The sequence below is a fragment of the Acinetobacter sp. 226 genome (genome assembly GCF_048147925.1).
Taxonomy (GTDB): domain Bacteria; phylum Pseudomonadota; class Gammaproteobacteria; order Pseudomonadales; family Moraxellaceae; genus Acinetobacter; species Acinetobacter pecorum.
This window is the reverse complement of the sequence record NZ_JAYWYX010000002.1, coordinates 1-24,164: the sequence shown is the minus strand read 5'-3', so window position 1 is coordinate 24,164 and position 24,164 is coordinate 1. Positions and strand designations below refer to the sequence as shown.

General features: G+C 44.1%; 19 protein-coding genes. 12 read left to right on the top strand and 7 right to left on the bottom strand.

Annotated features, from left to right (window positions below; all coding sequences use genetic code 11):
• The first annotated feature begins 18 nt into the window (after positions 1-18).
• The 5 genes from VXP95_RS00840 to VXP95_RS00820 all read left to right on the top strand — a co-directional run bounded on the left by VXP95_RS00840 (position 19) and on the right by VXP95_RS00820 (position 5,860).
• Positions 19-2,013 (top strand): acetyl/propionyl/methylcrotonyl-CoA carboxylase subunit alpha, encoded by a 1,995-nt coding sequence (locus VXP95_RS00840; RefSeq protein ID WP_416711198.1) that lies wholly within the window; start codon positions 19-21, stop codon positions 2,011-2,013.
• On the top strand, positions 2,010-2,912 hold the full coding sequence (locus VXP95_RS00835) for a hydroxymethylglutaryl-CoA lyase (protein ID WP_005104501.1): 903 nt from the start codon (positions 2,010-2,012) through the stop codon (positions 2,910-2,912). Before VXP95_RS00840 ends, VXP95_RS00835 begins: the two co-directional genes overlap by 4 nt.
• Positions 2,913-3,005: 93 nt before the next feature.
• Complete coding sequence (locus VXP95_RS00830) at positions 3,006-3,710, top strand: CoA transferase subunit A (RefSeq protein ID WP_064095834.1); 705 nt, start codon at positions 3,006-3,008, stop codon at positions 3,708-3,710.
• Between the two features lie 2 nt (positions 3,711-3,712).
• A complete protein-coding gene (locus tag VXP95_RS00825; RefSeq protein ID WP_064095833.1) occupies positions 3,713-4,351 on the top strand; it encodes a CoA transferase subunit B in 639 nt (212 codons plus the stop codon).
• Between the two features lie 96 nt (positions 4,352-4,447).
• Positions 4,448-5,860 (top strand): short-chain fatty acid transporter, encoded by a 1,413-nt coding sequence (locus VXP95_RS00820; RefSeq protein WP_416711197.1) that lies wholly within the window; start codon positions 4,448-4,450, stop codon positions 5,858-5,860.
• A 54-nt stretch (positions 5,861-5,914) separates the two neighbouring features.
• On the opposite strand, the gene VXP95_RS00815 is transcribed toward VXP95_RS00820, so the two are convergent.
• The 4 genes from VXP95_RS00815 to VXP95_RS00800 all read right to left on the bottom strand — a co-directional run bounded on the left by VXP95_RS00815 (position 5,915) and on the right by VXP95_RS00800 (position 10,425).
• Entirely contained in the window at positions 5,915-7,414 is a 1,500-nt protein-coding gene (locus VXP95_RS00815) for an OmpA family protein (RefSeq protein ID WP_144724393.1), read from the bottom strand.
• Positions 7,415-7,595: 181 nt separating this feature from the next.
• On the bottom strand, positions 7,596-8,831 hold the full coding sequence (locus VXP95_RS00810) for an aspartate carbamoyltransferase (protein ID WP_416705269.1): 1,236 nt from the start codon (positions 8,829-8,831) through the stop codon (positions 7,596-7,598).
• A 10-nt stretch (positions 8,832-8,841) separates the two neighbouring features.
• On the bottom strand, positions 8,842-9,858 hold the full coding sequence (locus VXP95_RS00805) for an aspartate carbamoyltransferase catalytic subunit (RefSeq protein WP_064101764.1): 1,017 nt from the start codon (positions 9,856-9,858) through the stop codon (positions 8,842-8,844).
• Between the two features lie 222 nt (positions 9,859-10,080).
• Positions 10,081-10,425 carry a hypothetical protein gene (locus VXP95_RS00800; RefSeq protein WP_416711196.1) on the bottom strand — a complete coding sequence of 115 codons (345 nt, stop codon included), beginning with the start codon at positions 10,423-10,425 and terminating at the stop codon, positions 10,081-10,083.
• A 230-nt stretch (positions 10,426-10,655) separates the two neighbouring features.
• Here VXP95_RS00800 and rlmKL point away from each other — a divergent pair, with 230 nt between their 5' ends.
• On the top strand, positions 10,656-12,860 hold the full coding sequence (rlmKL, locus tag VXP95_RS00795; protein WP_416711195.1) for a bifunctional 23S rRNA (guanine(2069)-N(7))-methyltransferase RlmK/23S rRNA (guanine(2445)-N(2))-methyltransferase RlmL: 2,205 nt from the start codon (positions 10,656-10,658) through the stop codon (positions 12,858-12,860).
• Positions 12,861-12,959: 99 nt separating this feature from the next.
• Here rlmKL and clpB read toward each other — a convergent pair whose 3' ends face one another.
• The 3 genes from clpB to crp form a co-directional block, all read right to left on the bottom strand.
• Positions 12,960-15,539 (bottom strand): ATP-dependent chaperone ClpB, encoded by a 2,580-nt coding sequence (clpB, locus tag VXP95_RS00790; protein WP_064095827.1) that lies wholly within the window; start codon positions 15,537-15,539, stop codon positions 12,960-12,962.
• A gap of 234 nt (positions 15,540-15,773) precedes the next feature.
• Entirely contained in the window at positions 15,774-16,823 is a 1,050-nt protein-coding gene (locus VXP95_RS00785) for an NADP(H)-dependent aldo-keto reductase (RefSeq protein WP_064101761.1), read from the bottom strand.
• A 176-nt stretch (positions 16,824-16,999) separates the two neighbouring features.
• A complete protein-coding gene (gene crp, locus VXP95_RS00780; RefSeq protein WP_064095825.1) occupies positions 17,000-17,707 on the bottom strand; it encodes a cAMP-activated global transcriptional regulator CRP in 708 nt (235 codons plus the stop codon).
• Positions 17,708-17,854: 147 nt separating this feature from the next.
• On the opposite strand from crp, the gene VXP95_RS00775 reads away from it, so the two are divergent.
• From VXP95_RS00775 to VXP95_RS00750, 6 genes are all read left to right on the top strand, one after another.
• Positions 17,855-18,277 carry an OsmC family protein gene (locus VXP95_RS00775; protein WP_416711193.1) on the top strand — a complete coding sequence of 141 codons (423 nt, stop codon included), beginning with the start codon at positions 17,855-17,857 and terminating at the stop codon, positions 18,275-18,277.
• Between the two features lie 504 nt (positions 18,278-18,781).
• Positions 18,782-20,938: a TonB-dependent siderophore receptor gene (locus VXP95_RS00770; protein ID WP_416711192.1), complete on the top strand. Its 2,157-nt coding sequence runs from the start codon at positions 18,782-18,784 to the stop codon at positions 20,936-20,938.
• Positions 20,939-21,009: 71 nt separating this feature from the next.
• Positions 21,010-21,621, top strand: coding sequence for a hypothetical protein (locus tag VXP95_RS00765; protein WP_416711190.1), 612 nt, complete (start codon positions 21,010-21,012; stop codon positions 21,619-21,621).
• Positions 21,622-21,664: 43 nt separating this feature from the next.
• Positions 21,665-21,943, top strand: a complete 279-nt coding sequence (locus VXP95_RS00760; RefSeq protein ID WP_416711188.1) for a hypothetical protein — start codon at positions 21,665-21,667, stop codon at positions 21,941-21,943.
• A gap of 3 nt (positions 21,944-21,946) precedes the next feature.
• Positions 21,947-23,506 carry a PepSY-associated TM helix domain-containing protein gene (locus tag VXP95_RS00755; RefSeq protein WP_416711186.1) on the top strand — a complete coding sequence of 520 codons (1,560 nt, stop codon included), beginning with the start codon at positions 21,947-21,949 and terminating at the stop codon, positions 23,504-23,506.
• On the top strand, positions 23,503-23,784 hold the full coding sequence (locus tag VXP95_RS00750) for a hypothetical protein (RefSeq protein ID WP_416681810.1): 282 nt from the start codon (positions 23,503-23,505) through the stop codon (positions 23,782-23,784). Before VXP95_RS00755 ends, VXP95_RS00750 begins: the two co-directional genes overlap by 4 nt.
• The last annotated feature ends 380 nt before the right edge of the window (positions 23,785-24,164 follow it).

The window sequence follows — 24,164 nt, the reverse complement described above, 5'->3', positions numbered from 1 at the left end:
AACAAGAAGGATCCTATGATGTTTGAAAAGATTTTAATTGCCAACCGTGGTGAAATTGCCTGCCGTGTGATTCGTACAGCGAAGAAATTAGGTATCGCCACCGTTGCCGTCTATTCTGATGCCGATGCGCAGGCACAGCATGTCAAACTGGCCGATGAAGCGATCTATATTGGTGAATCGCCAGCTGCACAAAGTTATTTACAGATTGATCGCATTATTCAGGCAGCCAAAAGCACGGGTGCCCAGGCGATTCATCCGGGTTATGGTTTCCTGTCTGAAAATGACCAGTTTGCCGAAGCATGCCAAGCCAATAATATCACTTTTATTGGTCCACCGGTAGCAGCCATTCTGGCAATGGGCCTGAAAGCGACCTCTAAAGCCTTGATGGAAAAAGCCGGTGTACCTTTAACCCCTGGTTATCACGGCACCAATCAGGATGCTGACTTCCTGAAAAAGCAGGCAGACAATATTGGCTATCCGGTGCTGATCAAGGCCAGTGCCGGCGGTGGCGGTAAAGGCATGCGTCTGGTGGAACGCAGCGAAGATTTTCTTAGCTCGCTTGCTTCATGTAAGAGTGAAGCACGTTCAAGTTTTGGCAATGAAGACGTTCTGATTGAACGCTATGTGATTCAGCCACGTCATATTGAAGTGCAGGTGTTTGGTGATACCCACGGCAATTATGTACATCTGTTCGAACGTGATTGCTCGGTACAGCGCCGTCACCAGAAAGTGCTGGAAGAAGCACCAGCTCCAAAAATGCCGGAAGACAAACTGGAGGCGATGCGTCAGGCGGCGATTGATGCTGCGCGTGCAGTGAACTATGTCGGTGCCGGTACAGTCGAGTTTATCGTGGAGCAAGACGGCACAGCTTACTTCATGGAAATGAACACCCGTCTTCAGGTTGAACATCCAGTGACGGAAATGATTACCGGACAGGATCTGGTGGAATGGCAACTGCGCGTGGCCTTTGGTGAACCTTTACCGAAACAGCAGCATGAATTGCAGATTCATGGACATGCACTCGAAGCTCGTGTCTATGCCGAAGAACCGGAAAAAGGCTTTATTCCTGCGATTGGTCAGATCAGCTACCTGCATTATCCGGAGCAAAGTGACTGTGTCCGTGTCGATAGCGGTATTGTCGAAGGTGATGAAATCAGCACCTATTATGATCCGATGATTGCCAAACTGATTGTCTGGGGCAAAAACCGTGAAGCGGCCTTGACCCAAATGCATCACGCGCTGGGCCATTTCCATGTTGATGGCTTGGGCAATAATATCGCTTTTCTAGATCGCCTGGTGCTGTGTGATTCGTTTAAAAATGCACATTTAGATACTGGCCTGATTCAGCGTGAAGAAGAATTTCTGCTCAAACCTTCTGCAGATATCAGTGTTGAACTGGTAGTCAGTGCCGCACTGATTGAACTCCTGGCACGTCAAGCACAGAATCCCGTTCCAAGCAATCCGGTGTGGCAGCAGCAAGCATTCTGGCGTCTGAATCAGCAAAATAGCCATACAGTGCAATTACAACGTAATGGTTTTACCCTAAAAGCTCAGTTCAGCACCCAAGATCAAGGATTTGTCGCCAGCTATAACGGTCAGCAGATTGAGATTCAAGGTCAGCTCGTCGATGCCCATACTTTAGCGTTGCAACTGGCGGGTAAACAGCAAAAACTGGCTTTTAGCCAGACTGAGCAAGGCATTACCCTGTTCCAGAATGGTCAAAGCTATAAGTTCAATTACCTGAAGTCTGATTTTAATAATCAGGATGAACAAGGCACGGAAAATAATCTGATCGCGCCAATGCCAGGTGTCATTACCCAGGTGCTCGTGGCAGCCAATGACAAAGTCAAAAAAGATGATGTGCTGATGACGCTGGAAGCCATGAAGATCGAATATTCAATTCGTGCACCGCATGACGGCATCATCGCAAGTTCATATTTCCAGAAGGGTGATCAGGTTAAAGCTGGTGATGAACTGGTCGAATTCCAGCCACTGGCGGAGGAAGTGGCATGACGGATTTTGTCAAAATCGTAGAAGTCGGGCCACGCGATGGCCTGCAAAATGAAAAAACACCTTTGACATTGGATGACCGGAAAAACCTGATTGTAGACCTGATGAAAACCGGTCTACAGTCCATCGAAGTCGGCTCCTGCGTTTCAGCCAAATGGGTACCGCAAATGGCAGACAGTGATGTGCTCTTTGCCAGCCTACCCCAAGATCCGAATATTCAATTCAGTCTGCTGACCCCAAATCTGAAAGGTTTTGAATCGGCACTGGCTGTAGGTTGCAAGGAAGTGGCGGTATTTACCGCTGCTTCTGAAAGCTTTACCCGCAAAAACATCAATTGCTCGATTGATGAAAGCTTCGAGAAGTTTGCCGATGTCATGGCAGCCGCCAAAGCCAATGACATTAAGGTGCGCGGCTATGTCTCCTGCATGGTGGACTGCCCTTATGAAGGTGCCATTGATCCAAAGCAGGTGGTAAAAGTCACCCAGCGTTTGCTAGAGATGGGCTGCTACGAAGTGTCATTGGGTGAAACCATTGGTACAGCAACACCGGATCGGGTGAAAAATGTCTGGGAGGCTTGTCTGGCTGAACTTGATGCTAAAGTTTTGGCAGGCCATTTTCATAATACTTACGGCATGGCGATTGCGAATATCTACCAGTCGCTATTACAAGGCATTCGCGTATTTGATTCATCCATTGCAGGCTTAGGTGGCTGCCCTTATGCCAAAGGGGCTTCAGGCAATGTTTCAACTGAAGACCTGTATTACCTGCTCTCGAATATGGGCTTTGAAACCGGTATTCAGCTAGACGCCCTGATGCAGGCCAGCCGTAATATCAGTGAAGTCTTGCAGCGCAATAATCCATCCAATTATGCCAATGCCTATTGGCAAAAAGCCTGTGCTTGAAAATAAGCTTGCTTGAGCAAAATGATCTTAAGCAAACCATAAGGATATAAGCAGCAGATTGAAGTCTGCTACAACAATAATAGAGGTGACAAGATGTCAAATAAGGTTTATGACAGCGCTCAATCCGCCTTAAAGGATGTGGTGCAAGATGGTCATACCCTGGCCGTTGGTGGTTTTGGTTTATGCGGTATTCCAGAAGCTTTGATCGTAGCTTTAAAAGAAACAGGTGCTAAACAACTCACCTGTATTTCCAACAATGCCGGCGTAGACGGCTTCGGTCTCGGACTTCTGCTGGAAACCAAACAGATTAAAAAAATGATTTCATCTTATGTCGGTGAAAATAAAGAGTTTGAACGTCAATATTTAAATGGCGAACTGGAAGTTGAACTGACCCCACAGGGTACACTGGCAGAAAAATTACGTGCTGGCGGTGCCGGTATTCCGGCTTTTTATACGGCGACGGGTGTCGGAACCGTGATCGCTGAAGGTAAGGATGTCCGTGAATTTAATGGCAAGTCTTACATTCTGGAAGAATCTTTAACTGCCGATGTGGCGCTAGTCAAAGCCTATAAGGCAGATAAAGCTGGCAACCTGATTTTCCGTAAAACCGCCCAAAACTTTAATCCGGTCTGTGCCATGGCGGGTAAAGTCACCATTGCTGAAGTTGAAGAAATTGTCGAAATTGGCGTGCTGGAGCCGGATGAAATCCATCTACCCGGCATTTATGTGAACCGGATTGTACTGAATACCCAACCGGAAAAACGCATTGAACAGATGACTTTAAAGGCGGAGGCTTGATCATGGCTTGGACACGTAATCAAATGGCGCAGCGCGCAGCACAAGAGCTTGAAGATGGTTTCTATGTCAATTTAGGGATTGGCCTGCCGACGCTAGTCGCGAATTATATTCCGGAAAATATCAATGTCTGGCTGCAGTCGGAAAATGGTTTGCTGGGGATTGGCGAATTTCCAACCGAGGAGACTATCGATGCCGACCTGATCAATGCCGGTAAACAGACGGTCACAGCGCGTAAAGGTGCTTCATTTTTCTCAAGTGCCGATTCCTTTGCCATGATCCGTGGCGGTCATGTCAATATTGCCATTCTGGGTGCAATGGAAGTGTCTGAAACTGGTGATCTGGCCAACTGGATGATTCCGGGCAAAAAGGTCAAAGGCATGGGTGGTGCCATGGATCTGGTCGCGGGTGTACAAAAGGTCGTGGTCTTGATGGAACACTGCGCCAAAGATGGTACACCGAAGATTGTACCGCAATGTAGCCTGCCCCTTACCGGCCAAGCTGTGGTGAACCGGATTATTACCGACCTCGGTGTACTGGATGTTACTCCTGATGGAATTCGACTGGTTGAACTGGCACCAGAGGTAAGTTTTGAAGAGATTCAAAAAGTCACTGGGGTAGCGCTACTACGTAACGCTGCCTGATCTAGCCAGCCCTTAAGAATAAAATTTCTTAAGGGCTTTTTTATATATAGCTGCTTCATTTCAAAATAATAATTGCAGAATAAATGGATTTTAATCATGCAAACTCAACAAAATATTTTGCAGCGCTTCGCCATGCGCGTCAGCGACTGGTCTGAAAAATGGTTTCCGGATTCTTATATTTTTGCCCTACTCGGTGTCATCATTGTGGCGATTGCCGCCATCGGAATTGGTGCACCGGCACAGGATGTCGCGATTTCCTTTGGAGACGGCTTCTGGAGCTTGATTCCCTTTACCTTGCAGATGTGCATGCTGATCGTGGTCGGTTATGTGGTTTCCGTATCCAAGCCTGTCCAGCTGCTGATCCAGAAAATGGCACGCTTGCCGCATTCCGGTCGTGGTGCGATTGTCCTGGTCGCCACGGTCAGCCTGTTAATTTCCCTGATTAACTGGGCCATGAGTACTGTACTGACTGCACTTCTAGTGATTGCACTGGCACAGCGTAAAGAGCTTAACATGGATTACCGCGCTGCTGCGGCTGCCGCGATTATCGGGATGGGTGCGACCTGGGCACTGGGCATCAGTTCTTCAGCTGCACAGTTACAGGCCAATAAAAGCAGTCTGCCTGAACCGATTTATAACCTGACGGGCGTGATTCCATTTACCGAGACTATTTTCCTGCCGCAATCCATGATCATGACGGCGGTACTGATTGTAGCTTCAATCGCAATTGCTTACTGGTCAGCACCTAAAGGCTCTGACATTAAAACCATTGAACACTTCCCGATTCAGATTGAAGAAGAAAAACCGGAAGTATCTGCCGAAAAAAGACCGGGGGATTGGCTGGAAAATTCACCCATTTTAAGCATTTTGATCGTGATTCTGGGCGCAGTCTGGATGTTTAACGAATTTTCCAAAAGTAATCCGATTCTGGCCATTTCCAGCTTAAATACCTATAACTTTATCTTTCTGATTTTGGGCGTGGCCTTGCACGGTACACCACGAAATTTCCTGAATGCAGTCTCCAAGGCTGTTCCGGCTATTTCAGGAGTACTGATCCAGTTTCCGTTGTATGGCAGTATTGCCTTTATGATGACCAATGCACTAAACCCGGCCGATCTGTCATTGTCACATTATATTGCCGAATTTTTCGTTTCCATTGCTTCTCAGGAAACCTTTGCCATCGTGATGGGACTTTATTCAGCAATTCTGGGCTTCTTTATTCCATCCGGTGGAGGCAAATGGATTATCGAAGCACCCTATGTGATGCAGGCAGCACATGACCTGAAAGTGCATCTGGGCTGGTCGGTGCAGATTTATAATGCGGCAGAAGCCTTGCCTAATCTGATTAACCCTTTCTTTATGCTGCCGATGCTCGGTATCCTGAAATTAAAAGCCAAAGATGTGATTGGATTTACGGTTACCCAGCTGATTTTCCATCTGCCTTTGGTACTGCTCCTGCTCTGGTTCCTGGGACGAACCATGACCTATAGCCCGCCAGTATTTTCTTAATTTAAGATAATAAAAAAGGACAAAAATTCGTCCTTTTTTATTTAGGCCGTTCTCTTAATTTGCTGTCTTCTCCACCACACCTTCATCATCTACTTCACGTACCACTCCCGTTTCAGTATTGACGACTTCAAAGGTCACGCGACGGTTCTGGAACTGCCCGGCAGGTGTGGCATTAGGTTCAACTGGCTGATCCGCTCCCATGCCAACTGCCTGTAACTGTGCAGGATCGACGCCTTGTTGAACGAGGTAGTCGGTCACCGCTTGGGCACGTTGCACAGACAGCGCCTTATTCTCTGCTTCGCTGCCTTGAGCATCAGCATGTCCTTTAACTTTCAGGATAACTTGTGGCGCACGTTGCAATAATGCAGCAGCCTGATCCAGCACCAATTTATTGACCTCTGGAACTTCGGTAGAGGCGGTATCAAAATTGATAATCTGTAAATTGAGTGCAGTCGCTACATCCAATGCTTTAACATCGTCCTCCTTAATGCTAGCCAGCGCCTGTTCTGCTTCACTGTTGGCACTACTGATTATCTCACTGTTATTTAGAGGCTGTTGAGTCACTACCGTAACATTTTTTGCCAGACTACGAATTTGTGCTGCCAGACGCTCAGCTTCAGCATTGGTTGCTGCACGCACCAAAACCTGATTGCCCACCCAGTCCAGTGATACATTTGGCATTCCCTGGATTGCTCTCAAAACAGTTGGAATAGTATCCTGATCGGTGAATTCTGAATGATAGGCATCACTACTCAACGTACCGCAACCAATATTATAATTAAAAATCTGTTTAATCTCGTTTTGCAGAATTTCCATATATTGCGGATTATTCAACCCTATCTGGCAACTTATAATTTCACCATTGCTACCCGTACTCAATTGCAAAGAAGCAGGTTGGGCGGCTACAGCTTCACTGGCAACCTGCCCGTCCTGACCGGCTTGTGGATCATCATCATGCATACAGCTACGAATAAAAAATAGGGTTAAAGCCGCCAGAATCAGAAAAATGATAACGGGCCATAAAAAGCTTGTTTTTCTCTCTTCCTGAACCACAATAATGGGTTCCGCTTCAAGCACAGGTTCTTGATTTAAACTGTGTCCGGCCAATGGGGAAACACCAAGCGCTGCCAGAATGGGTCCAGCCCAAACAGGCAAGGCGCGCTGAATCGAATCGGCATGAGTTTCAAGCAAATGGCTAATGGCTTCCTGACTTGAAGCCCCTGCTTCAGTCTGTAAGAAATTCATGGTCGGTACAATTGACCGATTCAGGGTCTGTTCTATTTCTTCTTGTGGTGCACTCTGATCAAGTTGATCCAGAAACTGCTGCTTTAATGCCGGATTTGCATTGAATAATTCATGAATCTTTGGATTGAGTTGCTGACCAAGAATCTCGATCCAGGCGGGACGAGCACGTAATATACTTAAAAATACGGGATAGAACTGCGCCAAAGCTTGATCTTTGGCAAATAAATGCTCTGTTTCACCTTGAAGCACAATGGCCGTAACATCACTTTTTAAGCGTTCCATAAAGTCTATATTCATAATCGTCACCATTCTTTTGATTTTTCTAATGTTTAATATTTAAGCAGTGTAACGAGCCCTATTTTTTGAAAATGTAAATAATTGTATGAATATCATAAAGTTTCACTATTTTTGTTAGTGTGGCACTTTGCCAATACAATTTAAAAAATAAAAAAAAGCCAGCCGAAGCTGACTTTTATAAAGTTTGTCTTACTTAAGCAACATAAGTTTGAATCACTTTACCCAGTACTTTTTGATTGATTAACGGTGTATTCTTACCTTGTGACACGATGCTTTCTTTATCCTGGGTCCATTCCAGTTCCGGATCTAGTAGCACCCAACCTGATTCATTTACCCAGCGATCTGCCATTTGTGCAACACGAGCCGGAGCCAAGGTTACTTTTTCTACCCATTCCAGTGGAGTTAACAACCCCTCACGAATCAGTTGCAGACCAAAAGGCACATAGGTATCAAAAGCAGTGAATCCTGGTTGCGTTTCCGCAAATGGCGCCATTTTCGCAGAACTGCTCAGCGGTTCATGATGAGTGCAGATGGCATCAATCACACCGGATTTTACTCCCTGACGCAGCAATTCTTTATCCTGTTCTGAACGAAGCGGCGGACGCACATGTGCAAGAGAGTTAAAACCGTCAATCAAATGATCGGTCAGATGCAGCTGGTGCATCGCTACATCACAGGTCACCGGCAAACCTTTTTCCTTTGCAATACGGATCAATTCGACAGATGCACCACAAGACAACAGACCGAAGTGTGCACGTACATGGGTGGCTTCAATCATGAGCAAGTATTTGGCGATTGCCACGGTTTCAGCCAGTGCCGGAATCATCGGCAAGCCCTGACGTGAAGCAATAAAACCTTCATGTACGCAGCCATCTTTGGCAATTTGTGGTTCTTCTGCATAGAACACCACTGTCAGGTCTAAACCTGCGGCATATTCAAGTGTACGCAAGACTACATCATCATTGGCAAACGGCGCGCTGGCATTGGAAACGGCAGTACAACCGCCTTTTTTCAGACCCGCCATATTTGCCGGCTGTTGACCATTTAGGCCTTGGGTTTGCGCACCAATCACTTGAAGATAGATACCACCATCCAGCATGGCTTTTTCAACCAGGCCGTGAATCAGCGCACCATTGTCTTGAACAATCGGTTTTGAATCTGGTGGGGTAAATACGTGCAAAATACCATTTTCACGAGCCGCTTTCCCTTCAGACTTAAGCGTACCGTGTTGCTGTTGACCCGGTTCACGTAAACGTGCACACAGGTCAACCATGGTAGGCATCAGCCATTTACCTTGACCATCAAGGGTCTCGGCAACGTCTGAGGATGCCTCTACACGCTTACCATTTTCGAGATAAACCGTTTCGATCGAATCTGTTTTTGCAATTGGGTCGAGAACACGGACATTTTCAATTTTTACAATAGACATGACTTATTCCTTATACCGCAATCGCTTCAATCAAACCCTGTTCCTGTAACTGACCCTGCATCGCCAGTGCCAGTACTGCCATACGCACTGCAATACCATTGGTCACCTGATGCAGAATCACCGACTGTGAGCCATCTGCAATGCTGGAATCAATTTCTACCCCACGGTTCATTGGTCCCGGATGCATCACGATACAATCAGGCTTGGCCATCGCGAGACGTTCTTTGTTCAGACCATACATTTTGTAAAACTCGGCTTGCGAGGCAAGTGCTGGAGAATCAATCCGCTCGTTTTGAATACGTAGCGTAATAATCACGTCGCAGTCTTGAATGCCCTCTTCCATCTTGTTAAACAGACGAACACCATCGCCATATTCTTCAAAGCCTAATGGCAACAAAGTATTGGGTGCAATCACCCGGATATCTTGACAGCCCAAAGTTTGCAAGGCTGCCACATCTGAACGTGCCACACGCGAATGCTTGATATCGCCAATAATAGCGATCGACATTTCTTCGAATTTTTTATTGGTTTCACGGCGAATGGTCAGCATGTCCAGCATGGCTTGCGTTGGATGCGCATGACGGCCATCACCGGCGTTAATAATGGCGACGTCTGGGCAGACATCTTTGGCAATAAAATGTGCCGCTCCAGAAGATGAATGACGTACCACGAAAATATCGGCTGCCATGGCTTCCAGATTCCATAAAGTGTCACGCAGGGTTTCACCTTTAGACGTACTCGAGCGGGCAATATCGATATTGAGAACATTGGCAGAAAGGCGCTTGGCAGCGGCTTCAAAGGTGGTTCGGGTACGGGTAGAATTTTCGAAGAACAGGTTCATCACCGTTTTGCCTTCCAGCAAATTATTGGTGATCAGCTGATTTTGGTCATTAAAAAAGGACTGTGCAGTGTCCAATATTTTTGTCAGGGTTTCTTTAGAAAGACCTTCGATGGTCAAGAAGTGTTTTAGATTACCTTCTTTATTGAGTTGAATCTGGCTCGGTGTATGCAATGCCGCCAAGTGCATGAGAGATTCCTTATGCGTTAAGTCAACATATTATACAGAGATTGGCGAATTTTTATAGTTGGGCACGTTGCTACTTGTACAAAAAGCATCTGAACAATAAAAACAGAAAATCAGATTCATCTTTATTTTTTCAACAAGATAATTTAACCCGATTTACATCCTGCTGATTTTAAATATTAAAAAATGGGTGCTTCAGTCTGGAGCATTCACACCCTCTCCTGTCTAGCGTAATGCACCAATATAACGATGTGACACTTGTGCACGATAGATATCATCTTCATCCGGTTCGACCGAGATCAGCTCATTCTGCTGGCTTAGGTTCGCGGATTCTACTTCAGAACCTTGTCCTGTTTCCGAAATCTCCAGTACCATTTTCAGGCGCTGGATCAGATGACTCAACTCTGGGTCCTGGGTCTGCTCTGCCAGCTGAATCACATGCCAGGCATAGTCCAGATTCTCTGCCAAATAAAGTGCATCAATTACCCGACCGGAAACCCGGCGTAAACGCGCATAAATTAAAGTGGCCACTGAAAAAGCGTCATGGTTGCGTAACTGATTCTCTAACATCTTCACCCTCATTATAAAATTGAAAAATCAGGCAGCCATCGCTCCCCATCGATTGACTGCCTGATTTGCAGTAGATAGAGCAAAATACGTACCAGTTTCTCAATTTATAATACAAATACGCTTTTTCTCTAAAGCAGCTCAGGCCTTTAAGAGAATTTAAAAAGCTTTCAATATAAAAATACGGTAAACTTAGCGCAGTTTTTATTTATCTTTTTTGGTCTCTCTATTATATGAATACCTCTCCACGTTTAAGCAATTATTGGGTCACCTGTGCCGATGGGCTGGAAACCTTATTAGAAGAAGAAATTCAAGGCTTAGGTGTTCAGAATATTGAGCGTTTCCCGGGCCGTCTAACCTTTAAAGGCACCCTGGAAAATGCTTATCGTATCTGCATGTGGTCACGTCTGGCTTCACGTGTCTTGATGCCGATCCACACGCATGAAATTGAATTTTCTCATGATGCGCGTGATGTTGCAGAAGAACTCTATGAAGGAGCTCTCAGCTTTGACTGGTCGCTGATTTTTGCACCACAAAGTACCTTTGCGATTCGTTTGCATGTCGAGCGTGATATCAAGGTCAATACCCAGTTTGCAACTTTACGTGCCAAAGATGGTGTCGTGGATTCCTTTATGGAAGCGGTAGGCAAACGTCCAAGCATTGATACCAAACAGCCTGAAATCACCATGTATATTCTGGCAGGCAAGAAAGAACATACTTACTGCCTGGACCTGTCTGGCGACTCTTTGCATAAACGCGGTTACCGCCGGTTCATGACTGACGCCCCGATCAAGGAAAACCTGGCCGCTGCGATTCTGCAAAAAGGTGGTTTAAAAGCGTTAAATCCGGATATCGTGGTTGATCCAATGTGTGGTTCAGGAACGTTCATTATTGAATCACTGATGATCTTGACCGACCGTGCGCCTGGTCTGGTCCGTCGTTTCGGTTTTAATGGCTGGAATGGTCATGACCATGAACTCTGGATGAGCATCAAGGCAGAAGCTGCTGAGCGTCATCAAGCGGCAATGGAAAATCCATTACCACAATTCTATGCCTTCGATGCGGACTGGGAAGCGGTTAAAGCCACCAGACAAAATATTATCGCGGCGGGTTTTGAATCCGCACTCGACAATATCATGATTGAAGAACGGACTTTAAATGACTGGCCTGATTTTCATGCAGAAGGCAAGAAAGTATTCTTCGTGACCAACCCGCCTTATGGTGAACGTCTCGGTGATAAAGCCCAAAACCGTTCTTTATACCTTGGTTTATCAGCTTTACTGCAAAAGAATTTCCCGAATCAAAAAGCGGCTGTGATTGCCTCCCAAGTGGAACAGGCCGACGTGCTGGCATTCAATGATCCGCAAATCCTGCGTTTGATGAATGGTAAATTGCCGATTTATATCCGTTTCGGTACGGTTAAACCGGCCGCGGTGGTACGTCCATTCCTAGAAAGCTGGCAGCCTCAGCAGTTTGAGCCGATTGAAGGTGCGATGGAGTTTGCCAACCGTCTGACCAAAAACATACAAGCTCTAAAAAAATGGGCAGTTAAGGAACAGATCCATTGTTTACGTCTCTATGATGCAGATTTACCTGATTTTAACGTCGCAGTAGATTTGTATGGCGAGCGTTTGCATGTACAAGAATATGCGCCACCTAAAACCATTGATCCGGAAAAAGCCAAGAAACGTTTCAACCTGGCCTTACAGGCAATTCGCGCCGTGACGGGTTTGGGCCGTGATGCGATCTTTATCAAGACCCGTGCGCGTCAGGAAGGCAAAAACCAGTACACCAAACAAAGTACAGCATCCAAGCGTTTTATCGTACAGGAAGGCAAGGCCAAGATTTTGGTCAACCTGACCGATTATCTGGATACCGGTCTATTCCTGGATCACCGTCAAATGCGTTTACGTATTGCACGTGAAGCAAAAGGCAAACACTTCCTGAACTTATACAGCTATACCTCAACGGCAAGTTTACATGCTGCTTTGGGCGGTGCTGCGAGCACCACCAGCGTCGATCTGTCGAATACTTATTTAAACTGGTCAAAAGAAAACTTTGTCCTGAACGGTTTAACTGTGGATCATGCGGATGAACAGCACCAGTTCTTTGCCTCTGACTGTTTCGAATGGCTGAAAGAAGGCCATGAGCAATATGACCTGATCTTTATTGATCCGCCAACGTTTTCGAACTCGAAGAAATTCTACGGTACCTTTGATGTCCAGCGTGACCATTTATCCCTGCTGAAACGTGCCATGAACCGTTTAACCAGCGATGGTACCCTGTATTTCTCAAATAACTATCGTGGTTTTGAGATGGATGAAGAAATTCTGGCGTTCTTTGATGTTGAAGAAATTACCCAGGAAACCATTGGTCCTGACTTTAAGCGGAATCAAAAAATTCACCGTGCCTGGAAAATCCGTCATCCGCAAGTTTAACGCCTTATAGACTTGCGACTAATATCCAGTCACAAATAAAAAACCCAGTTCAATTGAACTGGGTTTTTTCATGGAACATATAATAAACTGGATTGAAACTTAGCTGAGTTTCATTTTTTCAAAAACCAGCTCACCATGTTCCGCTCTCACCAGAATCGTATCGCCCGGCTGGAATTCTCCCGCAAGAATTTTCTGAGCCAGTCCATTTTCAATACGTTGCTGAATCGCGCGTTTTAGCGGACGTGCACCATACAGCGGATCAAACCCGACCTCAATCAATTGCTCAAAGGCAGTATCATCTACCGACAGGCGCATATCCCGTTCGGCCAGGCGTTGACGTAAACGGTCCAGCTGAATATCGGCAATACCGCGAATCTGGTCTTTTTCCAGTGCGTGGAATACGACAATTTCATCAATACGGTTAATAAATTCTGGACGGAAATGTTCAGATACCGCATTCATCACCACTGTCCTAACTTCATCGCGTGTTGCGCCTTCACCTAACTCGCGAACGTCCTGAGATCCCAGATTCGAAGTCATGACAATCACGGTATTTTTAAAATCTACTACACGGCCTTGGGAATCAGTTAAACGACCATCATCCAGCACTTGCAGCAAGATGTTAAATACATCCGGATGTGCTTTTTCGACTTCATCGAACAAGAGCACGCTATACGGTTTACGGCGCACAGCTTCAGTCAGTACCCCGCCTTCTTCATAGCCCACATAACCCGGAGGTGCACCAACCAGACGGCTTACCGAGTGTTTTTCCATAAACTCGGACATGTCGATCCGGATCATTGCATCGTCACTGTCAAACAGGAAGTTTGCCAAGGCTTTGGTTAGTTCTGTTTTACCTACACCGGTCGGTCCAAGGAACAGGAATGACCCGCTTGGGCGATTAGGATCAGACAAGCCTGCACGTGAACGGCGCACGGCATTGGATACGGCTACCACGGCTTCATCCTGACCCACCACACGTTTATGCAGGAATTCTTCCATATGCAGCAGTTTGTCACGCTCACCCTGCAGCATTTTCGCGACAGGAATACCGGTAGCCGCACTGACGACTTCCGCAATTTCATTCTCGGTCACCTTGTCACGCAACAGTTTTGGTGACTCGCTTTCCTCCGCTGCTTCAATGCGCTCTAGCTGCTTTTGCAATTCAGGAATCACGCCATACTGATAGCGTGCTGCCTCTGCCAGATCACCTTCACGCTGTGCTTTATCTAGGGCTATACGTGCCTGATCCAGTTTAACCTGGATATCCTTGTTGCCAGCCACCAAGGCTTTATCTGCACGCCAGATTTCTTCCAGATCCTGATACTCTTTCTCGACCGTTTCAATCTGTTGGGTCAGATGCTTAATCTCGCCTTTGGCACCGCTATCCTCATCTTTTTTCACTGCTTCAAGCTGCATTTTCAACTGAATCAGACGGCGCTCCAGTTTATCTAGCGCTTCAGGTTTGGAATCTAGCTCCATTTTAATACGGGATGCAGCTTCATCAATCAGGTCAATGGCTTTATCGGGCAACTGGCGATCGGTAATATAACGGTGTGACATTTTTGCCGCTGCAATAATCGCAGAATCCAGAATTTGTACACCATGATGCGTTGCATAACGGTCTTTCAGGCCACGTAGAATCGCAATCGTGTCTTCGACACTCGGTTCATCTACCAGCACTTTTTGGAAACGACGCTCAAGCGCAGCATCTTTTTCAATATACTGACGGTATTCATCCAGAGTTGTCGCCCCCACACAGCGCAATTCGCCACGCGCCAATGCAGGTTTCAGCATATTGCCGGCATCCATCGCACCATCACTTTTACCTGCACCTACCAGCGTATGCAATTCATCGATAAACAGGATGATTTCACCTTCGTGTTTGGCAATATCTTTGAGTACAGCTTTTAAGCGTTCCTCAAACTCGCCGCGGTATTTGGCACCGGCCAGCAAAGAGCCGAGGTCTAATGACAAAACACGCTTGCCTTTGAGTCCTTCAGGTACTTCACCATTGATAATACGCTGTGCCAGACCTTCGACAATTGCTGTTTTACCCACGCCCGGCTCACCAATCAGTACCGGGTTATTTTTAGTACGGCGTGACAAGACCTGAATGGTACGACGGATTTCATCATCACGTCCAATCACAGGGTCAAGCTTGCCTGCCAAAGCACGTTCAGTTAAATCGATGGTGTACTTATTTAGTGAATCACGCTGATCTTCATGATTATTGCTCATGACTTTTTCATCACCTCGAAATTGATTGATAATCTGACGTAAAGTCTCTGCCTTTACTCCAGCACTGCTTAATAAATTTTTGGTATTTCCTGTTTCTGCAAGTGCCAGTAGCACCCAGTCTGTTGAAAGGAATTCATCTCCGGCTTTTTGGGCATAACTGTCTGCCAGATGTAAAACTTTTGCCGCTTCAGGGCTGAGATTAATATCTGCAGATGGATTACTCAGTGTGGCTGCATTACTTAGCGCTGTTTCCAGTTTGGTTTGCAATTCCCGCAGGTTTGCTCCGGCCTGTTGCAACAAGCTGACATTGGAAGTTTCATCCATCAAGGTCGCCAAGATATGAATTCCATCAATAGAAGCATGATCCCGGCTCATTGCCAACGATTGGGCATCTGAAAGGGTCTGCTGCAGGCGATTGGTAAATTTTTCAAAACGCATTCTTGTTATTCCTCAGCACAAATATTCTATTTGAAAAATATATGGGGGCATGCGAGAAAAAATTCAATTCTTTTATATATATTTTTCAAAAACTTAAATTATATTATTGGACATATATCAGTAATAATATTGGTATAGTTCTAGTTAATTTCAAGCGTAATAATTTAAATTATTTTATTTAAATTCTAGTTCAAGCTTAAATTAAAAAATACCCTCACAAGGAGGGTATTTTATTTACGGTGCAGGGTTCGGCTGCTGACGGTGAATATCTTCAATACCTTTGAGGACTTCTTCTGACAGATCAACTTCAAATGCCTGAATATTTTCTTTCAGCTGCTCCAGATTAGTGGCACCAATAATGGTACTGGTTACAAAGAACTGCTGCTTGATAAAGGCCAAAGCCAGTTGGGTAAGACTTAAGCCATGCTGTTCTGCCAGCTCGGCATATTGCTCGGTTGCCCATTCACTTTGCGGATTGCTATAGCGGCTAAAACGTGAGAACAAGGTAACGCGCGCATTGGCAGGACGAGCACCATGCCGGAATTTACCAGTCAAATAACCAAATGCCAAAGGCGAATACGCCAATAAACCTACGTTTTCATATCGGGCAATTTCTGACATGCCAATTTCATAAGTACGGTTCAGCAGGTTATATGGGTTTTGTACACTGACGAATTTGGACAACCCTAATTTTTCTGCAAGGTGCAGAAACTTCATTGTACCCCACGGGGTTTCATTGGACAGACCAATATAACGGATGCGGCCTTTTTTAATTTCATCCTGCAAGGCGGTTAGGGTTTCTTCGAGATCGGTCACGGCACGGTCTTCTGCCGCTTCAGCATTGCCATAACCCAGTTTGCCAAAGAAATTGGTTGGGCGTTGTGGCCAGTGTAACTGATACAGGTCAATATAATCCGTTTGCAGACGTGACAATGACTGGTCAATGGCTGCTGAAATTTCATCGGCAACGAAACGGGTTTGACCATCACGGATATGACTACCACCTTGCGATGGTCCGGCAATTTTTGAAGCTAAAAAAAGTTTGTCACGGCCACCGCGGGCAGCGATCCAGTGACCAATAATACGCTCGGTTGCACCCTGCGTTTCAGGTTTTGGCGGCACCGGATACATTTCCGCGGTATCCCAGAAATACAGTCCCTGATCCAGCGCATAATCCAGTTGCTGAAAAGCCTGTTCTTGCGTGTTCTGCTCACCAAAGGTCATGGTGCCCAAACAAATTTCTGGCAAAAGAATGCCAGTATCCGCCAATGGTTTGAATTGCATAAAACCTTCCTGTGAATTTTATTCAGTGAATTGAGATTAAGTCGGCTATAGCCTATCGGAATTATAAGGGGGACTTAAATCATCTTTTCTGAGAAGCTTGTTCTAAATTTTTATGTATTGGGTAAAGGAACTCTAATAAAAAAGCAAATCCTGAGATTTGCTTTTTAACATCTGGATTATTCGTCTATGGCACCATCGGCTACTGCTTCGGACGTTTCTTCTAGAGAAACATCAAAGATCAGGATAGCTTTACCATCCGTTTCGATCATGCCCTGTTCTTCTAGCGTTTTTAGTACGCGACCCACCATTTCACGGGAACAGCCAACAATACGGCCAATTTCCTGACGGGTAATACGAATCTGACGGCCATTTGGCAAGATCATTGCTTCCGGCTGTGAAGAAAGGTCAATCAGGCAACGTGCAATTCGGCCTGAAACGTCAATAAATGCCAGATCAGTCACTTTACGAGTAGTATTTTTCAAGCGACGTACCAGCTGAGCAAATACCGCATAGCTCAGATCAGGATATTGCTTGCTGATTTCGTGAAAGTTTTCATAGGTAATTTCAGCAATTTCACACACATCACGGGTACGAACTTCCGCAGTGCGTTGTGGATTTACCTCGAATAAGCCCATTTCCCCAAAAAAGTCACCCGCATTTAAATATGCTACGACAATTTCACGATCATCATCTTCACGAAGAATGATAGATACAGACCCCTTCAGAATTAAATACAAAGATTTAGATTCTGATCCTGCATCAATGATCGTAGTACGTTTTGGATACCGATTAATATATGCACGTTTTAAAAGTGCTTTCACGGATTCTGGTAATTGCCCCGGAGAAAGCGCATCAGTGCTTAATTGTGAAAAGTTTGAAGTCATGCTAACAGTTCCGATTATGGATAATTTATAGATCGCACAAGACCTAATGTGAACTTGTCACACAGTGGGATTGAAATTCCGTATCAACCCAATTTATGTTAGTGTACAGTTACTTGACAAATTTATAGCTTTTTTTAGGTAGTTGCAATGCAAACAAGCGTTCATTGGTTAGAGAATGTTGCTTTTGAAGCAAAAACTCAAAGTGGTCATAGCCTTATCATGGATGGTTCAGCTGAATACGGTGGTGAAAACCGTGGTCCCCGTCCTATGGAACTGCTTTTAACGGGTCTGGGCGGTTGTGCATCTTTTGATATTGTTACCATTTTAAAGAAGGCTCGTCAGGCTATTACCGATGTACGCTGCGAATTAAAAGCTGAACGTGCAGATACAATTCCGGCAGTTTTCACGAAAATTCACCTGCATTTTGTGGTTACCGGCAAGGCGATTAAAGACAAACAGGTGGCAAAAGCGGTAGAACTTTCTGCTGAAAAGTATTGCTCTGCCAGCAAAATGCTGTCTGATGGCGGTGTAGAAATCACCCATGACTACGAAATTATCGAAGCTGAATAAAGTTTAAACTTTGTAAAAAAAGCGGCCTTGAAGAGCTGCTTTTTTTATATCGAAAAAATGTCAATCAGAACTTCTCTCTTTGTTCTTTGTCTCATACCTATTAAACTGAAAAATCATTACCATCCTTCTAAATTAAATCTAAAAACTGCATGCCTTTACCTGAATTAGAAATGAAAGTGGTTTTAAAAACTTCAAAATATGTAGAAAATTCATTTAAAGCATAAATATATTTAAACGCCTTAAAATTCTGTTCACATCCAGATTCAGGATCTGAAATGTAATTGGCCAGTGACTAAAAAATGGGTTCAGGAGCAAAAAATTAAGGTAATAACATCCTTTTTAATAGTGATATTTTATTGCCCTTCTCCCGACATCAAAGTTTTATTTATCAACTTCCCTATCATTAACTCATTTTTAATTTGGATTTCCTGTTATGTTGAGATTGCTTTAAAAATCATTAAACAATAACATTACTGATAATTATTATCATTTACATTAACTAAAATGTCTTATACCGTTCCTTCATCATTTCAGCTATCTTTACTCAGTTTTTCGATTTTAATTACACAGCAAAGTTTTGCCGATGATACTCAGCAATTACCGACGATTACCGTTACAGCTGAATCAGAACAGAGTGAGCTTACCTCTGAACAGAGCAAAGCCTATATCATCCAAAATTCGTCAACCGCCTCCAAACTGAATATTCCACTCAAGGAAACGCCGCAAACAGTCAATGTTGTCACCCGCCAGCAGCTGGATGACTTTGCCTTGGCTAATACACGGGATGTACTGCGCAATACCCCTGGCATTATCGTCAGTAATCAGGAAACGGAACGGACCTCCTACCTTGCCCGAGGTTTCGAGATTTCAAATGTCTTGGTCGATGGCGTTGGCATTCCACTCGAAGGCTATAATTATAATAATGACAATCCAGACAGTTTTTTGTTTGACCGTATAGAGGTGGTCAAAGGCGCGAATGCCTTAAATAATGGAATTGGTGATCCCGGCGCAACTATTAACATGATTCGCAAACGCCCGACATTCGATCTTCAAGCAGCCTTTAATGCCAGTTATGGTTCATGGAATACGCAGCGCTATGAAGCAGATGTATCTTCTCCTTTCACCCAGGATGGAAAAGTCAGAGGCCGTGTATTTGGGTATCAACAGACTGGCGACAGTTATCTGGATCGATATGAACTGGAAAAGAACGGCATAGGGGCTGTTCTGGAAGCAGATGTAACTGACACGACCCTATTGACTGCTGGGTATACCGAAACCAATCATAAGCCAAATGGTGTCAATTGGGGTTCTAATCCGCTGATCAATACCGAAGGTGAGCAGCTCAGTTATTCACGAAGCTATAATTACAGTCCAGACTGGACGTATTGGAATAATAATATTAAAAGTTACTTTGCTGAGCTTGAACAAAAACTGGCAGGCGACTGGACAGCCAAACTGACTTATGATGAAAAACGCACAAAACGCGATTCAAAACTCTTGTTTCTGTCTGGAAAACCCGGCGCAAATGGCACTTCAGGCATCACCCTATATCCCGGTATGTATATTGATGACAATAAAGAGCAACAAGCCAGCCTGAGTTTTAGCGGCACCTATCCGCTTTGGGGACAACGCCATGAAGCCTCTTTGGGCTATGTCTGGGCTAAGAATAGTCTAGATGAATTGGGTTATGCTGGCAGCTTTGCCAATCCGCTGACCACAGATTTAGCCAGCTTTACACCAGAAGAACCAATCTGGGATATGTCGAAAACCAGTGGTGAAATGCATATACGGCAGAAGAACCAAAGTCTTTATGCTGCAACCCGACTGCATCTGAATGATGATCTTAAACTTCTTTTAGGTGCCAATTATGTTCAGGCTGAGAGCAATGGTAGCAGTTATGGGACCGACACCATTTATGATGAAGATAAAGTTTTACCCTATGCCGGTCTAACCTATAACTTTAATCCTGAATATACAGGTTATCTGAGTTATACCTCCATTTTCCGTCCGCAAACCACCAAAGCAATGGATGGCAGCATTAACAAACCGATCGAAGGTGAAAGCTATGAAGTCGGAGTGAAAAGTTCCTGGCTAGATGACAAGCTTACCGCCACCATGGCTGTGTTCAGAACAGAGCAAAGTAATTATCCACTTCGTGATTCTGATGGTATTCCGACTTTACGCAAGACTCAGGTCAGTGACCTGCGTTCCCAAGGCTATGAGTTCGGCTTGGCGGGACAACTGAGCGACCATTTAAACTTAAGCTTTGGTTATACCCAATTTAACCTGAAAGATCTAATCAATGGCGGCGATGCGCGTACTTTCAATCCCACCCAATCTTTTAATCTTTTGACCACCTATCAGGTGCCGCAAATTCCAAAACTGAAACTGGGCCTTGGGGTGCAATGGCAGGACCGGACCTATCTGGAGGTGCCTGAAGCAACCGCCAATGGAGTGATTACCCAAAACACTGGAATCATTGAGCAGGATGCCTATGCACTCGTGAACTTAATGGCCATCTATGAGCTGAATGAACATATGACCTTGCAAGCCAATGGTAATAACCTGACCAATGAAAAATATCTGTTCAATTTCCCGAATCAGCAAGGTTTTTATGGTGCACCAGCGAATTACAGCGTTGCTGTGAAATTTAAATATTAATTTTTAAACTGAGCCTTGACGACATGTTCAGGGCTAAATCATCGATAGATACACAAAAACAGGTAAAACAAATGAAAAAAATGATCGCTTTGACCATTGGACTGTCTATGACACTTTCAACTCAGGCGCATATGCTTTGGCTGGAACGTGGTACAGATATGCAGACTCATGCTTTCTTTGGTGAATATAGTGAACAGCTTAAAGAAACGCAGCAAGGTGCCCTGAAGTCTTTCAATCAGGCAAAGGCCGTTCAGTCTAGAAAGACCTTTAGTCCTCAAATGCAACAGGATCATTTGCTCTATGCGACCCAAGGCCAGACAGATGTCCAGCTCAGTCATGAATTGATCTATGGAGAATCATTGCTGAGCTATCATGCCAAATCCGGTAGACAAAACTTGAAAGCAGAGTCAGAACTGGATATTGTCCCGACCCAAATCAACAGCAATACATTTACGGTACTGTATCAGGGTAAACCTGCTGCTGATGTTGAAATCACAGTCTTTTCCCCGCAATTCTGGCTAAAGAAGTACACTACCAACAGCCAAGGCCAAATTACCATTGCTACGCCATTGAAAGGTCAATATGTCATTGAAGTCGGCAAAGAAGCAGACAAGGCAGGAAAGTTGAATCAGCAGGCCTATAAAAAACAGTATCTGGTAACGACTTTAAGTTTTGTTCATTAAATTTTTTAGACTTTCATCAGTATAGATTTATTCAAGGCCAAATATGATATCTGTAGTGCAGCCACTTGCCATTCTCTATCGCTTAGGCATAACCTTTGGTATTGGCTACTTGTGCAGTTATTTAATCGCACTCGATCTGGCTTACTTTTTACAAGCTTATTTGCCTAAAGCTGAGTCTGTCTATTTGGCCGCCTTTACTGCCCTGATTTTTTATGTTTGTTTTGTGATTGGAATCTTCTGTATCCAAAGTTTAAAAAAGCTTTCTATCTATAGCCTGATTCCTTTACTTATTTTATTTCTCTTCTCCCACTTCATAGGTTAAACCATGCATAAATCTGTCCGTCAATCCATGGCATGGTTACATTCATGGTTAGGTTTAAGTTTTGGCTGGTTACTCTTCGCCATTTTTTTAACAGGCACCGTTACCTATTACCGACATGAGATCAGTATATGGATGCAGCCTGAATTTGCCTCGATACAAGTCAGTCAGGAAACTGCCTTAAAATCTGCTTACAGCTATTTACAGCAGCATGCACCGGACGCCCAAAACTGGTATATCGGAGTCGCCAATCAAGACTCACCTGTCAACAAAGTCTACTGGCAAAAAGCAGATGGCGGCTATGAAGTTAAAACCTTGGATGCCTCAACAGGCAAAGAATTAAACCTCTCAGCCACACAAGGGGGAGATTTTTTCTATAATTTTCATTTTCAGCTCTATGGTATGCCCTACACGATAGGTCGCCTCATTGTGACGATCGCTGCCTTTATCATGTTACTGACTCTGATTTCAGGAATTATTACCCATAAAAAAATCCTGACAGACTTTTTTACCTTAAGAGCATTTAAGGGGCAACGCTCCTATCTGGATTTTCATAATGTCAGTTCAGTGATTGCCCTGCCGTTCTTTTTGACCATGACATTTACCGGGCTGGCGATTTTCTTTTATATTGTGTTGCCTTCCGGCATGAAAAAACTGTATCCGGACAATCCCTTTCAGTATTTTGAAGAAATTCGCACAGTCAATATATTGGCCAACTCTACGGTTCCGGTGAAAACCGAGATGCTGCCAATTCAACATTTCATCACCACGGCGCAGCGACATTGGGGACAGACAGAATTTGACAATATCACGGTCAAGCAGCCCAATACCCAGCTGGCACGTATGACCTTAACTCAGCTCAAAGATCATTCCATTACCCGAAATCAGGCACAGCTCATCTTAAATGCTGCTACCGGAAAATTGCTTGAAAATACCCGAAATGAAAGTGCAATTGCCACACTAAATGCCAGCATGTATGGTTTACATATGGCACGTTTTGCTGAACCTGTTTTACGTTTAGGATTATTTTTCTCTGGCATATTAGGCTGCGCAATGATTGCATCCGGACTGCTGCTGTGGAGCCTGAAACGCCAGATACAGAAAAAATCAGCGCGGTTTCATCTCGGACACTATTTAGTGAACCGTTTGAATATCACCATAATTATTGGCTTGCCGCTTGCCATGCTGGGCTATCTCTTTGCGAATCGTTTTATCAGTATTCCTGCAGGTGCACCAAATTATGAGATTTATAGCTTTTTCAGTATCTGGCTTGGCAGTTTTATCCTGGCATGTTTAATACCACAGCAATATTTATGGAAAATTCAGCTTAAACTTCTGATTTGTGCTGCCTTTATACTTCCCCTTATTGATATTTATTATTTAGTCTCCCAGCAATATATTGATTCTTTTGCGACTTATTGGCCGTTTCTGCGTATTGATCTGATGTTGTGGGCCTTAGCACTTCTTGCCCTATTTTTACATCAGAAAACTACGCCCATTCAGCAAAAGGCGATGCATAAAATTCAGACCAAACTAAAATCTGCACAGCAGGAGTCTTCCACATGATATGGATCGCAATTATGGGGCTTTTATGGCTAAGCTGTTTTTTCTTTCATGCGGTGAGTGAAAAGCAGATAGTAAAAACCCAAAAATCTCGATATTCTTTTTTAACGAACTTCCCTACCCATACTAAATTCGCTGCTAGTAGTTTTTTACTCATCTCGATGTTTTTATTACGTACCCAGTTTAGCTCCAGTATTAGCTTTGTGGCTTTATGGGTATTGCTAAGCCCTGTACTTTTTATCTTTATTTTAAAAATAAACAATTTGATAGGAAGATTATAGAATCCAGATCTTAGCTATACACTAGCAAAAACAATATTTATTGATCATCAAGGATGAATCTATTATCCTTCTACAAATTAAATTATAAAAATATCTTAAGATTATAAAAGACTTAAATCAGATCAAGTTTTGTAGGCCTTTAAAATAATAAAGGCTTAACTTTAAATGTAAATTACGCAATCTTAGTAAAAATATGGGTAGATAAAAACTATACCCATACTTAATTTTAAAAATGTAGTCATTATTTTCATGAATTCACTTAACATAATATCTAATGATCAATAATTATATGTAAGCCCAAAATAGAAATGTCCGGTTTCTCCAAAGTAAAAATGTCCGCTTTTAGAATATGCACTTTTGCAATTTCCTTAGCGGACGGT